General features: G+C 55.6%; 14 protein-coding genes and 2 riboswitches. Of the genes, 6 read left to right on the forward strand and 8 right to left on the reverse strand.

Translation table 11 applies throughout. The annotated features are described in order from the left end of the window. Positions 1-281: 281 nt before the first annotated feature. Both RRF56_RS13695 and RRF56_RS13700 read left to right on the forward strand, forming a co-directional pair. Entirely contained in the window at positions 282-569 is a 288-nt protein-coding gene (locus tag RRF56_RS13695; RefSeq protein WP_317038200.1) for an Asr1405/Asl0597 family protein, read from the forward strand. Further along, the gene (locus tag RRF56_RS13700; protein ID WP_317038201.1) at positions 566-1,153 is read left to right on the forward strand and encodes a (2Fe-2S) ferredoxin domain-containing protein; all 588 of its coding nucleotides are present in this window, start codon (positions 566-568) and stop codon (positions 1,151-1,153) included. The genes RRF56_RS13695 and RRF56_RS13700 overlap by 4 nt, the downstream gene beginning before the upstream one ends. Before the next feature lie 215 nt (positions 1,154-1,368). On the opposite strand, the gene RRF56_RS13705 is transcribed toward RRF56_RS13700, so the two are convergent. Next, a complete protein-coding gene (locus tag RRF56_RS13705; protein WP_317038202.1) occupies positions 1,369-1,905 on the reverse strand; it encodes a Dps family protein in 537 nt (178 codons plus the stop codon). Between the two features lie 302 nt (positions 1,906-2,207). Here RRF56_RS13705 and RRF56_RS13710 point away from each other — a divergent pair, with 302 nt between their 5' ends. Beyond that, positions 2,208-2,741 (forward strand): Fur family transcriptional regulator, encoded by a 534-nt coding sequence (locus tag RRF56_RS13710; RefSeq protein WP_317038203.1) that lies wholly within the window; start codon positions 2,208-2,210, stop codon positions 2,739-2,741. Here RRF56_RS13710 and RRF56_RS13715 read toward each other — a convergent pair. The 3 genes from RRF56_RS13715 to thiC all read right to left on the reverse strand — a co-directional run bounded on the left by RRF56_RS13715 (position 2,727) and on the right by thiC (position 5,902). After that, a complete protein-coding gene (locus RRF56_RS13715) occupies positions 2,727-2,888 on the reverse strand; it encodes a hypothetical protein (RefSeq protein ID WP_317038204.1) in 162 nt (53 codons plus the stop codon). The two genes, RRF56_RS13710 and RRF56_RS13715, sit on opposite strands and share 15 nt — an antisense overlap. Beyond that, on the reverse strand, positions 2,870-4,348 hold the full coding sequence (locus RRF56_RS13720; protein WP_317038205.1) for a CoA-acylating methylmalonate-semialdehyde dehydrogenase: 1,479 nt from the start codon (positions 4,346-4,348) through the stop codon (positions 2,870-2,872). Before RRF56_RS13720 ends, RRF56_RS13715 begins: the two co-directional genes overlap by 19 nt. A 183-nt stretch (positions 4,349-4,531) precedes the next feature. Then, positions 4,532-5,902, reverse strand: a complete 1,371-nt coding sequence (gene thiC / locus RRF56_RS13725; protein ID WP_317038206.1) for a phosphomethylpyrimidine synthase — start codon at positions 5,900-5,902, stop codon at positions 4,532-4,534. Positions 5,903-6,079: 177 nt separating this feature from the next. Beyond that, positions 6,080-6,176, reverse strand: a riboswitch (TPP riboswitch). Positions 6,177-6,654: 478 nt separating this feature from the next. Between thiC and RRF56_RS13730 the strand changes: the two genes are divergently transcribed. Further along, a complete protein-coding gene (locus tag RRF56_RS13730; protein ID WP_317038207.1) occupies positions 6,655-7,161 on the forward strand; it encodes a DUF4383 domain-containing protein in 507 nt (168 codons plus the stop codon). Positions 7,162-7,260: 99 nt separating this feature from the next. Here RRF56_RS13730 and RRF56_RS13735 read toward each other — a convergent pair whose 3' ends face one another. The 3 genes from RRF56_RS13735 to RRF56_RS13745 all read right to left on the reverse strand — a co-directional run bounded on the left by RRF56_RS13735 (position 7,261) and on the right by RRF56_RS13745 (position 9,550). After that, complete coding sequence (locus RRF56_RS13735) at positions 7,261-8,793, reverse strand: sodium:solute symporter family transporter (protein WP_317038208.1); 1,533 nt, start codon at positions 8,791-8,793, stop codon at positions 7,261-7,263. Positions 8,794-8,921: 128 nt separating this feature from the next. Continuing rightward, positions 8,922-9,017: riboswitch (TPP riboswitch) on the reverse strand. Positions 9,018-9,053: 36 nt separating this feature from the next. Continuing rightward, positions 9,054-9,317: a type II toxin-antitoxin system RelE/ParE family toxin gene (locus RRF56_RS13740; protein WP_317038209.1), complete on the reverse strand. Its 264-nt coding sequence runs from the start codon at positions 9,315-9,317 to the stop codon at positions 9,054-9,056. Then, positions 9,314-9,550 carry a hypothetical protein gene (locus RRF56_RS13745; protein WP_317038210.1) on the reverse strand — a complete coding sequence of 79 codons (237 nt, stop codon included), beginning with the start codon at positions 9,548-9,550 and terminating at the stop codon, positions 9,314-9,316. Before RRF56_RS13745 ends, RRF56_RS13740 begins: the two co-directional genes overlap by 4 nt. 106 nt (positions 9,551-9,656) lie before the next feature. Here RRF56_RS13745 and RRF56_RS13750 point away from each other — a divergent pair, with 106 nt between their 5' ends. Continuing rightward, positions 9,657-9,854 carry a hypothetical protein gene (locus RRF56_RS13750; RefSeq protein ID WP_317038211.1) on the forward strand — a complete coding sequence of 66 codons (198 nt, stop codon included), beginning with the start codon at positions 9,657-9,659 and terminating at the stop codon, positions 9,852-9,854. Between the two features lie 88 nt (positions 9,855-9,942). Next, a complete protein-coding gene (locus tag RRF56_RS13755) occupies positions 9,943-10,362 on the forward strand; it encodes an ACT domain-containing protein (protein WP_317038212.1) in 420 nt (139 codons plus the stop codon). Here the strand turns inward: RRF56_RS13755 and RRF56_RS13760 are convergent. Continuing rightward, positions 10,328-13,075 (reverse strand): COR domain-containing protein, encoded by a 2,748-nt coding sequence (locus RRF56_RS13760; protein ID WP_410510565.1) that lies wholly within the window; start codon positions 13,073-13,075, stop codon positions 10,328-10,330. The two genes, RRF56_RS13755 and RRF56_RS13760, sit on opposite strands and share 35 nt — an antisense overlap. Positions 13,076-13,239: the final 164 nt, after the last annotated feature.

Below are 13,239 nucleotides of genomic sequence, written 5' to 3' on the forward strand. Positions count from 1 at the left end.
GCCCAGCCTACTGAGAATAAATCACTTCTTATTGACAATATGTTGCAACAATCCCAGGACTTGGGTATCTTAGTAAAAGTGATAGTCAATAGCGATGGCAATCAATAGTTCCGCCAAACTAGCTCCAAAAAATTTCTAAAAATGCCGTAGTGCTTGTAGGCAAGGGCTTAAAGCGATTTCAGCCCTTGGTTTATCGGCCCATGGCAGCACCCACTTCAGAGTTAATTTCATTAAGCCCAAGCCCCTTGGGGCTGCCACTATGGAGAGTCAGTCGATTTAATATGCACGTTGTAAAGTCAGGCCGCTCAAAATCAGGGCAGACCGCTCAGGCCCGTCCCCTCTCTATGACCGTGGTTGAGCTAGACCGGGTCAACCGCTGGAATGTCTACCGCCGCCTCCAAGAGTTGACTATGGTGTGTGAGTGTGGCTGCGATCGCCCCCTCACCGTTGCCATCACCACCCCCGCCGATGCCCTACTGGTTTGGAGCGTAGTGCAGGCCGTGACTCTCCCTAAGCCTTCTCTCACCGACCACCTTGAGCGCTGCTGGCAGCAAAGGAGCCTGCGATGAACACCTTTTACGAACCCGCCGTAGCAGATGCTAAAACGACATCAGCACCGACTGGGCAGGTGCTCAAGGGCTTATATGCCGGAGCCTACCGCTCAGACAAAGGCAAGATCAAAGGGCTGATGCTGCAAGTCGGCGAAGCTGAGTTCACCGTTAAGCTGCCCAAGTATCTGCGGCCCATGCTGGTGCGCGAACTGGCTCCCGATGACTTTGTCCAGGTGTGGGCCTACCCCGAGGGCGATCGCTGGCGGGCGATCAATGTGCTGCCTCTACCGGAGTGCGAAGCAGAAACCCTGCGCCAGCAGTGGGGCCATTTGGTTTCCGCGCCTGAGGTGCCGCAGCCCCAGAAAAAGCGACTGTGCATTGAAGTGTGCAGCAAGGGTAAATGCTTTAAGCAGGGCGGCAGACAGCTGTATCACGATCTGCAAGCCGCCGTAGACAGCGACCCTGAGTTGAGCCACGTTTCGGTCAAGGCGACGGGCTGCATGAAAGCCTGCAAGCATGGCCCCAACCTGCGCTTGCCCAGCGGCCAAATGCTGCACCGGGCCTGCCCTGCCGATGCCCTGGCAAACCTAGGGGCCAAGTGATGAATGGCCAGGCGTTTGACCCCCAACGGGTAGACCACTGGCTGGTAATCATCGCCTTTGTGGCGCTCTCTAGCTGGATTATTTGGAAGGTGTATCTCGATGGGTAGGGAGTGGGCGTGAGCCAGCATGAGATCAGTGAAGCGATTCCCCCTGCCCCCCTTGCTAAGGGGGGCGAGTGTTTGCCTACTCTCCAGAGGAAGGGGGATAAAGGACAGCTACCAGCCGAGCTTGAGGCTGTCGGGGGTGAGGAAGTGCTCCAGATGGTAGGCCCGCTCCTCGGTTTTCAGCAAAATTTGCTCGTACAGGTAGCGGGTGGCGCGATCGCCCAAACTCTCGGCCTGAGATGCCAGCCGACGAATCAACTCGATCAGCGCCTGCTCGGCTTTGAGGTCGTGGTCGATCATGATGCGGCAACGGTAGGTGTCGTCGTTTTCCATGTCAAAGCAGCACAACTCACCCAGTTTGCTAAAGCTCAGGGGTGGGATGCCACCCAAACCATGCAACCGCTCTCCCACATCGTGGGCGTGGCCCTGGGCCGCCTCGTAGCTCTCTTCAAAATAGTTGTGGAGCATGTAGTACTCAGAACCCTCCACCACAAAGTGATGCTTTTGGTACTGCAACGACAGGGCAGTAAAGCTGGCATAGAGCGTTGCCAGGCCATCCACCACGGGCTCTGTAATCGACTTCTCCAGCAAAATTGGGTTGTCTGCCACCTCGCCGTAGGTTTGCAGCAGTGTTTCAGTGATAGGCATAATCATCCCCCTTTATCAGCAGTTAAAGTGACCCCAATGTTGAGGGCCTACTTTCTGAGCCTACCTTATTTTTTTGAATCCAGCTAATAACCTTTTCTGTTTAAAAAGTATAGAAAAATGCAGAACTTGATCGTCAATATAAATAGCGAAAATGATTTTCAATAAACATTGAATCGTGTATCGAAAACGGTTTTCGATAGTTTCAAATACCTTAGCGAAAGTTACTTTCAACAATTGTAGCTAGGACACCAGGCTCAGGCTAAACCCTTCAAAAACTGTTCTCTACCTATGCCCTTAGCCAGATGTCAACTTCTGATTTATATTGGCAACGCCCCCGCTTCTTTGAGCCCAACCAACGCATGATGGAAAACGATCCACCTCTGTCTAGCTTAAGTCAGGAACCTGAATTACTCAAAACCGTTCTCAATAAAGAAGGATTTCGGTTTACGAGTCAGCGGCAAAAAATTTTGGATTTGTTTCAGTCGGCGGCTCTAGGACACCATCTCAATGCCGAAGAAATTCATCAGCAGTTGTTAAATCGGGGTGAAAAAATCAGCTTTTCTACCATTTACCGGGCGCTACACGTGATGGTGCAGCTAGGTCTGCTGCAAGAACTAGAGCTAGCAGAGGGCCGCAAATATTACGAACTCAACACTCCCTTTATGGAGCAGCACCACCACCTGGTATGTGTTCAGTGCGGGGCGGTGCAGGAGTTTGAAGATGCCACTATGACCCAGGTGGGCAGCACCGAAAGCGCTTCCCGTGGGTTTTCGCTGCTCAACTGCCAGTTTACGGTCTATGGCATTTGCCCCAATTGTCAGTCACTGTTGGGCTAAACGATGAGTCGCCGCTGCACCGATTGATTCATAGCGGCCAAAGACTAGCTCCGTTCGCGCCAGCTGCACCCCCAGCGTCAGCAGCACCACCGGAATTGCGCCCCCCCCAGTCGCGCCATAAAACCGTTCTAAAACTGCCGACTCCATTCTTTGGGCCAGCGCTCGACTACCACCTTGGTCTGGGTAAAAAACTCTACCGCGTGCGCCCCCTGCCCGTGGAGGTCGCCAAAGAAACTGTCTTTCCAGCCGCTAAAGGGGAAGAAGGCCATCGGGGCCGCCACGCCGATATTGATACCGATGTTGCCAGCGATGGCCTCGTAGCGAAACTGGCGGGCGGCGGCACCGCTGTTGGTGAACAGGCAAGCCATGTTGCCCCAGGGGCTGCGGTTCACCAGGGCGATCGCATCCTCAATGGTGTCCACCGGCATCAGCCCCAGCACGGGGCCAAAGATTTCTGTGTGGGCGATTTCTCCGGTGGGGGGCACGTTTTGCAGCACCGTGGGTTTGACGAAGTGACCCGCCTCCAGGTCGCGAACTTGGGCATGGCGACCGTCCACTAAAACCGTTGCCCCCTCGTTTACCCCGGTTTGAATCAGGCTCTCAATCCGCTGCTGGCTCTGGGCGGTAATTACCGGCCCCATCTGCACTTCGGGGTCGAGGCCGTTGCCGACCGTGCGGGTGGCGGCGGTGTGGGCGATCGCATCGGTAAACCAATCGGTCGCATCCCCCACCGTCACTGCCAGGGAGGCGGCCAGGCAGCGCTGACCGGCACAGCCAAAGGCGCTATCGGCCACAATGCGCGTGGTCATATCGCGATCGGCATCGGGCAGCACAATCACCGGGTTCTTGGCCCCGCCCTGGCACTGCACCCGTTTGCCGTGGGCTGCCGCCTGGGCATAGATATATTTGGCGACCGGGGAGGAGCCGACAAAGCTGATCGCCCGAATGGTAGGGTGCTCCAAAATCGCATCCACCGTTGCTTTGGCCCCATGCACCAGGTTCACCACGCCGGGGGGAAAGCCCGCCGCATCCAGCAGCTCGAAGATACGCTGCATGGTCAGGGGTACTTTTTCGGAGGGTTTGACGATGTAGGTGTTGCCGCAGGCCAGGGCGTAGGGCATAAACCAGAAGGGAATCATGGCGGGGAAGTTAAAGGGGGCGATCGCCGCCGCCACCCCCAGCGGCTGCCGAATCATAAACTCGTCGATGCCGCTGGCAATATCCTCCAGCACCGTGCCCTGCATCATCATCGGGATGCCGCAGGCTACCTCCACGTTCTCGATCGCCCGCCGCAGTTCACCTTTCGACTCCGCCAGGGTTTTGCCGCACTCCTGGGTGATGATCTGGGCCAGCTCGTCCAGATGGGTTTCCAGCAGGTCTTTGAGCTTAAACAGGGGCTGCACTCGCTGGGGTGGGGGCACACGACGCCAGTCTTCAAAGGCGATCGCCGCAGCACGGGCGGCCTGATCGACCTCATCTTTAGGGGAAACGGGCACCTGACCCAGCACTTCACCCGTCGCCGGGTTGTTTACTGAGAGCACATCCTCCGCCGCAGACGGCACCCACAGGCCGTTGATGTAGTTCTTTAGAATCCCCGATTGCGTCATAGCGATGCCGTGATGACTACTCACTAAGCATCATAAGCGCTGTTTTGGCCCATGATTTTCCCGCATCAAGCGCAGGCCCTGCGCTTTTCCTTAAAGGTATCTCTTGTTCCTGGGGTAGGGGCGTAGCATGCTACGCCCCTACGGGGTGCCTGATTATCAATCTGGCTTTTCCAAAGTGCAGATCTAAACGGCGGCCTTCTCTTTAGCCAAGAACTTCTCTAGCTCGGTCAGGGCGTCGGCATCGACCTTAGTCTGCATGGGGCAGAACTTGGGGCCGCACATGGAGCAAAACTCGGCGGTTTTGTAGATGTCGGCGGGCAGGGTTTCGTCGTGGTATTCCTTGGCCCGCTCGGGGTCCAGCGACAGCTCGAACTGCTTGTTCCAGTCGAAGTTGTAGCGGGCGTGGGACATGGCATCGTCGCGATCGCGTGCCCCAGGCCGATGCCGAGCAATATCCGCCGCGTGGGCAGCAATTTTGTAAGCGATGAGCCCTGCGCGCACATCCTCAGCGTTCGGCAGGCCCAGGTGTTCCTTCGGCGTCACGTAGCAGAGCATGGCCGCTCCGCTCCAGCCTGCCAGCGCCGCACCAATGGCCGAGCTGATGTGGTCGTAGCCAGCGGCAATGTCGGTGACCAGGGGACCGAGCACGTAGAAGGGTGCTTCAGCGCATTCCTCCATTTGCTTTTTGACGTTGTAGTCGATCTGATCCATAGGCACGTGGCCGGGGCCTTCGACCATGACCTGTACGTCGTGCTCCCAGGCCTGGCGGGTGAGCTGGCCCAGGGTTTTGAGTTCGGCCAGCTGGGCGGCGTCGGTGGCGTCGTGGAGGCAGCCGGGGCGCAGAGAGTCGCCCAGGCTAAAGCTGACGTCGTAGCGCTTAAAGATTTCGATGATGTCGTTGAAGTGGGTGTAGAGGGGGTTTTGCTTGTGGTGGTGCAGCATCCAGCGGGCCAGAATGCCGCCGCCGCGCGAGACAATGCCGGTAATGCGATCGCGCACCAGCGGCAAGTGCTCAATCAAAATCCCCGCGTGGATAGTCTGGTAGTCGACCCCCTGCTGGGCGTGCTTCTCAATGATGTGCAGAAAGTCATCGGCGGTGAGATTTTCGATGTTGCCGTGGACGCTCTCTAGCGCCTGATACACGGGCACCGTGCCGATGGGGATAGTCGAGGCGTTGATAATGGCGGTGCGAATGGCATCGAGATCGCCGCCTCCGGTGGATAAATCCATCAGGGTGTCGGCCCCGTACTTCACGGCCAGGTGCAGTTTGGCCACTTCCTCATTGATGTCTGACGAGTTGGGCGACGCGCCGATGTTGGCATTCACCTTGCACTTTGAGGCGATGCCGATCGCCATCGGCTCTAGGTTGGGGTGGTTGATGTTGGCGGGGATAATCATGCGGCCCCGCGCCACCTCATCGCGGATCAGGTCGGCGGGCAGGTTTTCCCGCTGGGCGACGTAGGCCATCTCTTCGGTGATCAGGCCCTGGCGAGCGTAGTGCATTTGCGACACGTTGGCGTGGCCCTGGCGTTTAGCGATCCATTCAGTTCTCATGGTTTACCTCTGGTGTGGCGCTAGAGGTTTGACCTGCATCGGGACGTAATGGCATTGAGGATGGATAACGCCGAGATGGATAGAGCGATCGCCGATGAACATCAGCAACTGGCTGAGCCTTCATCCAATACCCTGGCCTAGCGCCAGACTCGTCAATCTATCCGTTGATTCGGCTGGTGGCCTCAAGCAACGCTTTCCTCCGCTGGTATCAACCAGGTCAGGTTCTGAGGGTATGATCTCAGTCCGATGCGATCGGACACCCCTAGCTTGCTGGCATAGTACCACTGATATTCAGGGCTAGCGCGAATTAGTTACGGTTCCTCACAGAGTGCGCTGACACTCTGCTGTTGGAGGTTGCCTAGCCTAAATTATTCACTAGAACAAACCTTGGGTGAGTGAGCGGCTGACTGTAGCGATCAGATCTGTTCTTCAGCCTTAAATACTCCTACAGACAGGTAAGGCATTAGCCAACTTAGTTCTTCAGCAAGAGGAAGGGGCATCGCGGAGTTTCTAGGATGCACTTAGTGTTGTCGCAGTTTTTCTAAACGAGGGCGGCGCTACTAGATGAGGGGATGAAGCCTCTCTAAGCATGGATCAAACACTGGAAAGCCAGCTACACAAGCAGCAACCAATTGGCTTCCACCTAGACCGTTAAGAGCAGTCATGGTCTAGGAATATAGCTACCGATTTGATTTGGCAGTTAGAAAAAGCACTGTTCTTGCAGAAAGTTTTGTCGCAAGGAGTATCTTAAAATGAACGAACTTAGAATGAACGGTGAACAAAAATGTGCATTAGCACTGGGAATTATCTTTACCTTTTTAGGTGTTGCTGGTTTCATTCCCGCACTGATCAACCTGCCTACTGAAGGAATGGGAGCGAGTGTCCCGCTAGACACCAGTTCAATTCCAGTTAGCGGTGGGCCTACTTATATCACTGCTTATCTAAGAGGTTTTGGCTATTTGTTTGGGCTCTTTCCGACTAACCTCCTGCATAATATGGTTCACTTGGCTATTGGCGGCTTTGGTTTATTTTCGGCTACAGGTAAAGAAGGGGCCTTTAGGTACAATCGATTCTTTGCTATTAGCTATTTGCTGCTTGCCATCATGGGGTTGATACCGCTCTCGAATACCCTCTTTGGTATCATGCCGATCTTTGGTAACAACGTTTGGTTCAATGCTGTAACCGGGGCGATCGCAGCGTACTTCGCCTTCGTCTGGCACCCCAGCCACCCCGAATCGACGGCTCCTTCTACCCAGTAGTCATCTAATAAAAACCCGTAGGGGCGGTGTAGGGGCATAGCATGCTATGCCCCTACACCGCCCCATTTGAGATATTCATTCGGGATTTGGTCTGAGAACCTATAGCAATGGATCATTCGCCCGGTGCTGGGTATCGGTCAAACTATCAGCCAGCAGCCCATCGCTCTCCCCGTAGGCGCGGATGTCGCGGCGGAGAATACCGAAGTCAAACACCTTGGTCTTGCCGCCCTGGGCCTTGAGTTGAATCCAAATCAGACAAATCAGCGTTGACACCACAATCGGGGCGGCAAAGCTGACCAGCAGATCGCCCGCGAAGGGCAGGCCATTCCAGGGGCTAAAGTCGGGCCGGGGGAAGAACAGGGCACCGGTTGCGATCGCCGCCACTGCACTCCAAAACGCCATCGTCCCCGTCAGCCGCCGCGAGTAGAGGCCAAACAGCACCGGAAACAGCGCCCCGGCACAGACCAAATCTGCCAGCAAAAACAGGTACAGCACGTTGTAGCCTCGGGAGGCGATCGCGATCGCGGGTAACCCCACCACCACCATCAACAGCCGGGTGATTTGCAGAATGCCGCTGGCGGGCCGGTTGGGGAACATCCGCAGCAGGTCGGTGGTAAACACGCTGGCGATGCCGTTCAGCAAAGAATCTAAACTACTCATCACCAGAGCCAACACCAGCACCAGGACGGCAATGCTCACCCAGCCGGGGAGGTTCAGCGCCTGAATTAGCGAGAAAAAGGCGCGATCGTCGTTGAAGCCAAAGTGCATGGCCACAATGCCCAGTAGCCCAGAGATGAACAGCATCGGCAAGATCACCAGAAACGAGCCGAGGAACGATCGCCGCACCACCTGATCGGTCTTGCAGGCGTAGATCCGCTGCCAGTTGGTCTGGTTAAACATTTCGGCAGCAATCACCGCAATCACCAGCGTGGCCCCAAACTTAATCCCTGGCCCATTCGATAGCGTCAGCAGCTCTGGGGCGGTCTGGGTGACGGGGGCGATCGCACTGCCCCAGCCTCCCAACGCAAACACCGCAATGCCAAAGCTCAGCAGCAGCAGCGGCACAATCACCACAAACTGAATCGCGTCAGTAAAGATCGTCGCCGCCAGGCCGCCCACCAGCGTGTAGGCAAACACCGCCACCATCACCAGCAGAGCGGTGAGCCAGAGCGGGACGCCCGCCATGAGTTCGACCGCTTTTGCGATCGCCGTCAGCTCTGCCGCCAAATACACAAACATATAAAACACCACAATCGCCAGGGTCAGCCGGTACATGGCCTGGCCAAAACGGTGCAGCACATATTCGTTTAGCGAGTGGCCCTTGGGCATGAGAAACCGCATGCGTGTGCCCATAAACGCAAACAGCGCCGCTGGGGTAGCCTGGCCAATGCAGTAGCCGACAATGCCCGCAATGCCGCTGGTGGCCCCCACCTCCGGCGGGCTAAAGAGAATCCAAGCGCCCATGGCTGAGGCCACAATGGTCGCCAGGGCCATCGGGGTGCCCACGCTGTTGCGGCTGACCATGTAATCTTCCAGGCTAATGGTGCGGCGGCTGGCCTGGAGCAGCCCAATCAGCGTAAAGCTGGCCACGGTAATTAAGGTGACGGCGATCGCCGTTGCACTCAGGGTCATAGAACAACTCACCTCGATAGGGTTGGGTGGTTGCTAGAGGCGGCTGCTTTAGAGAACAGGAGCCTCAGAGAACAACAGACTCGCAGAACACGTACAGGTGAGGAGACGGTGCAGCCCAAAGCCGCGCGTAGCCTCAATTCACGCTTTCCTCCGCTGGCATTAACCAGGTCAGGTTCCGAGGGTATGATCTCAGCCCGATTGCTCGGACACCCCTAGCTTGATAGCATCCTACCACTGGTGTTCGCTGCGATCGCAGTTCGTTATGGCTCTTCGTAGATATCGCGCCGATGCCCTACCTTAATGATTCTGACCACCAAAGCCATTTCCTCAATGCTGTAGATCACCCGGTAGTCGCCTAAACGCACTCGATATTGGCTTTGCCGTCCCTTGAGTTTCTTGCAGCCCGGTGGTCTGGGGTCTTGCGATAACCGCTCAATGAGTGCAATTAATTCTCGTTGCACAGCCCCTGGCAGTTTCTTCAGTTGCCTTTTAGCAGCGGGCTTGAGCAGAATTTCGTAGCTCACTGTAAACCAAGCTCTTGCTTGAGACTGGCTAAGGAAATTTCGCCCGATTCCTCTAGAGCTACATCGGCATCAAAGCCGTCGATTTCGTCTTCAATCGCCTCTAGGGTAGGCTCTAAGTCGGCACCGTACTTAAATTGCAGATACTGCAAAAAGTGATACAGCTCATCCAGTGCCGGGCGCGGCAGCGGTGGAATGTCTAAGCTGACAGATTCAGTGAGCGGCAAAGTAGTCATGGCTTGCCTAGAAAGTCGTTCGTTAAGACCCTCCTATCGTAGCGAATCAGCCGTCGATACCGATTAGCGCATAATGGAAAAGAGCTACCATCGCGTTACTCAACCCATGGCAGACCCCGTCACCATTGCAGACATTTACGCCCTGTTTGAAGCTTCCCGAGCCGAAGCTGATCGGCGTGCTGCCGAAGCTGAACAACGCATGCAGCGGTTAGAACGCGTTGCGGTTAACACCAGCTATGAGGTGGCAGGGCTAACTACTCGCTGGGATCAGTTTGTTGAAAAAGCAGGGGCTGTTTGTAATTAAGCAGATGGGCGACACAGTGGCGATCGCCAACGACACCACTTTTCAACCCACCGCCTGGTAGCGCAATCAATCCTTGGTGCTGACGATCATGGCTGGAGAAACTGACCTGACCCAACTACTCAAAACCATGCAGCCCAGGCTGCGAGAGGGAGAGTACGTGTTTTGCACTCTGCCCAACACCATCCTCTACCCGCCTCACCTCGACCCCGTAGGCTATTTCAAAGAAGACGAAGGGCTGACGCTGATGGTGCTCAAGCCCCAGGCTGATGCAGCAGGGCTATCCTACACAGCCGTTTTCGCTCTGATCACCCTAGCGGTGCACTCTAGCCTGGAGGCAGTGGGGTTTATGGCGGCGATCGCAACCCACTTGGCCAGCCACGGCATCAGCGTCAACCCGGTGTCGGCGTTTTACCACGACCACCTGTTTGTGCCCGTCAAAGATGCTGATCGGGCGATCGCGCTGTTGCAATCCCTTACCGACTCAGCTTGCTCTCAATCACCCGCTTGATGCCCGTCTCTACATTCAGCCAGGCGGCATCGCGGTTTTCCCACTGCACCACTGGTTCCCCGTTTTGCGGTAGCCAGCTGAGCTTGTTAAAGGGCGTCCCCCGCCAGTCTACCGGGCGCAGAATGATCGGGATGACTCTGGCCTCGCCTGCCTCGTGACGCTCCATGGCCCGCGTCATTTCGATGTCGTAGCAGTAGTCGGAGGCGATGAAGTCAGCGCTTACCAACAGCAAAATGATGTCGGCTCGGTTGAGGTTGTCGTCGATTTCGCCCGCCCAGTCGTCGCCGGGTAAAATGCGGCGATCGTGCCAGGGCTGAATGAGCCCCTGCCGCTGAAGCAACTTCAGGTGGGTTTCGAGCTGTTCGCGTAGCAGATCGTCTTTGTGAGAATAGCTGAAGAAGAGGCGCAGGGCCTGGCTGTGGCGTTCCATTGCGGTGGTGAGTGGGCGGGTGCCCTCCAAATCTACCCCATTGAGCAAGTCGCGCACGGTGAGGGTGAGCAAGCCATCCCCGGTGAATACATCAAAGCTGGTCTGCCGATGCTCCTCGCGCACCAGCAGCTCTTTGTAATCGACTGCCACCGCCGGGTGACCCGGCACCGGCACCAGCTCTTTGGGGGTGAACTTAAAGCTGCGGTGGATGCGCTCAAAGTCGGAGCGAATTACCGCCAGCAGCCTGCGTCGACTGGCCCCTGGCCCCGCCACGCTGATGGAAACGCAGCGATCTTGGGGGTCGGCTTTAACCAGGGCGCGGTTGCCCTCAAAGGTGAGAATGACGCCAGTACGCCAGCGCAACTGGTGCTCGCTCAGCACGTGGGTACGCACAATGAAGCGGGGCAGCAACCCCTCGGGCAAAATCGGGTATTCGTAGCGAAAGTTAAGGCACTCGGCGGGGTCAAACTCGGCAGCGGCGGCGGGCTGCTGCTTGTCGAGCAGGTCAGGAATCAGGTAGCGGTGTTCGTCTTCTTCAAACCGAAAGCACAGCTCAAATTTGCGCATTAGCTCTAGCAAAAAGCCGTGGCGCTCGGCGGGGTAGTTTTGGGGGTCTAAATTGCGACTGAGGCTGGCGGCTTCGAGTTCGCCTTTGGTGTGGGCCAGCTCGTCGGCGTTGAGCAGGGTGTAAATGCCGTTGGTGACCCAATGGGGGTTGAGTACGTGGGTATCGCGTAGGCGAGGGTCGTCTTTGTAGTTGAGGGCAATGCCGAGGCTGTGGAGATGCACGGCGAGGGAGTCTTGCGCTCCATAGTCGGTTTCGCCATCGGCTTGGCAGATATCGCGGTACTGCTCAAAGGAGATATAGTTTGCTTTCATGTCGGCCAAGCGATCTTTGATGGTGACCCAACTAGCGGGGAATGGATCTCGCAGGTGTTCTAGGGCGTCGGTTTCTCGCTCAATGGCGACGCGAAGGTGATCGATACCCTGTCCGGTTTCGCAATCGGTGGCAATGAACTCGCGGATGTTGGGAAATTTTTGTTGCAAGGCCCCCCGGTTGACATCGAAGGGGTGCTCTTGAATTTTGTTGAGTACGACGATAATAGGAGAGCTGCCGCCAAAGCTTTGGATCAGTTCTAGCCAGTACTCAGCATCGGCATCTTCATGGCCTTGTCGACCATTGAGAACAAGCAGATAGAGGCTGCGCTCGGTGAGAAAGAACTGGTGGGTGGAGTGCATAATCTCTTGACCACCAAAATCCCAAACGTGGAGCTTGATGTCCTCAGAGCCATTAAGGCACATGGGCCACTTGGTAATTTGAATACCCTCTGTTTTAGCCGATTTTGGATCAAAGCTTTTATGAATTAAGCGATTGACTAGAGAAGTTTTGCCGACTGTACCAAACCCGACCAGAATCAATTTAGCTTCATTTAGCGGGGTAAGCTCCGCCAAAACTCGAAAATAGTAGTTCAGAATATCTTGGGCATTTGCAGCCTTTTCTCCACGAACAACTTCGCTCCAAGTCGGGCCAAGCACTTCAATCGATAACCTTAGGTACTTATTACTATGAAGATAAAGCTCTGTTAGATTAGTAAGGTAGATTAATTCCTTCGGCATTCTCGTCAATTTATTGTGTGCAAGATAAAGCTTCCTTAAATTAGCGAGCTGACCCAACTCTTTAGGTATCGTAGTGAGCCGATTTCGGTCGAGAGAAAGTACTGTCAAATTGACAAGATTTCCCAACTCTTTAGGTATAGTATTTAGCCGATTTTGGTCGACAGAAAGTACTGTCAAACTGACAAGGTTTCCTAACTCCTTTGGTATCGTATTTAGTCGATTTTGATCTAGAAAAAGGATCGTTAAATTAGTGAGTTGCCCTAGGCTCTCTGGAATCTTCACCAGTTGATTCCGAGAGAGGTAAAGCGCCGTTAGATTGACAAGTTGGCCTATGCTTTCTGGTACAAATGTTAATTTTGAACCAGACAAGTCAAGCTCAGTTATGCCTCCTTCTAATGCTTCTTGAATCAGGCGTTCTACATTGGGCCATTCCCCCTCTGGCACGATCGCATCCACATCCACCCCCAACACCCCAGCGATCGCCCTCACACTCTCCCCACTTACCTGCTTCCCCCGCTCCGGGTGAAACAACCGGCTCACCGTGTCGGCACTCACCCCCGCCTGCTCGGCGATCGCCGCAAACGTCCATCCCCGCTCCGCCTTCGCCGCCTGTAGCAACTCCAACCCCTCCGGGCTAGCGAGAAAACCGCGCGATTGAGACGACATAGGCGTTGGCGACAAAGAGAGCTTTGTTCAAGGGTATCCGGCCATTCCAGAAACCGCGACATCTAGATTTTGGGTAGGGTGTGTTCGCGGCCCCGATCAATCAAGCCATCCAGCCAAAGCCCTCCGCTAGGCCGCAACGCACCGCTGACCCATGGCATTCTCCC

This window comes from Nodosilinea sp. E11, assembly GCF_032813545.1.
Lineage (GTDB): Bacteria > Cyanobacteriota > Cyanobacteriia > Phormidesmidales > Phormidesmidaceae > Nodosilinea.

Bases quoted from the DNA above. Each gene is read 5' to 3' on its own strand.
- RRF56_RS13700 (WP_317038201.1), top strand. From the start codon at position 566: ATGAACACCTTTTACGAACCCGCCGTAGCAGATGCTAAAACGACATCA.
- RRF56_RS13750 (WP_317038211.1), top strand. From the start codon at position 9,657: ATGGCAGACCCCGTCACCATTGCAGACATTTACGCCCTGTTTGAAGCT.
- RRF56_RS13735 (WP_317038208.1), bottom strand. From the start codon at position 8,793: ATGACCCTGAGTGCAACGGCGATCGCCGTCACCTTAATTACCGTGGCC.
- RRF56_RS13760 (WP_410510565.1), bottom strand. From the start codon at position 13,075: ATGTCGTCTCAATCGCGCGGTTTTCTCGCTAGCCCGGAGGGGTTGGAG.
- RRF56_RS13720 (WP_317038205.1), bottom strand. From the start codon at position 4,348: ATGACGCAATCGGGGATTCTAAAGAACTACATCAACGGCCTGTGGGTG.
- RRF56_RS13695 (WP_317038200.1), top strand. From the start codon at position 282: ATGCACGTTGTAAAGTCAGGCCGCTCAAAATCAGGGCAGACCGCTCAG.
- RRF56_RS13730 (WP_317038207.1), top strand. From the start codon at position 6,655: ATGAACGAACTTAGAATGAACGGTGAACAAAAATGTGCATTAGCACTG.
- thiC (WP_317038206.1), bottom strand. From the start codon at position 5,902: ATGAGAACTGAATGGATCGCTAAACGCCAGGGCCACGCCAACGTGTCG.
- RRF56_RS13715 (WP_317038204.1), bottom strand. From the start codon at position 2,888: ATGGAGTCGGCAGTTTTAGAACGGTTTTATGGCGCGACTGGGGGGGGC.
- RRF56_RS13705 (WP_317038202.1), bottom strand. From the start codon at position 1,905: ATGCCTATCACTGAAACACTGCTGCAAACCTACGGCGAGGTGGCAGAC.
- RRF56_RS13745 (WP_317038210.1), bottom strand. From the start codon at position 9,550: ATGACTACTTTGCCGCTCACTGAATCTGTCAGCTTAGACATTCCACCG.
- RRF56_RS13755 (WP_317038212.1), top strand. From the start codon at position 9,943: ATGGCTGGAGAAACTGACCTGACCCAACTACTCAAAACCATGCAGCCC.
- RRF56_RS13710 (WP_317038203.1), top strand. From the start codon at position 2,208: ATGTCAACTTCTGATTTATATTGGCAACGCCCCCGCTTCTTTGAGCCC.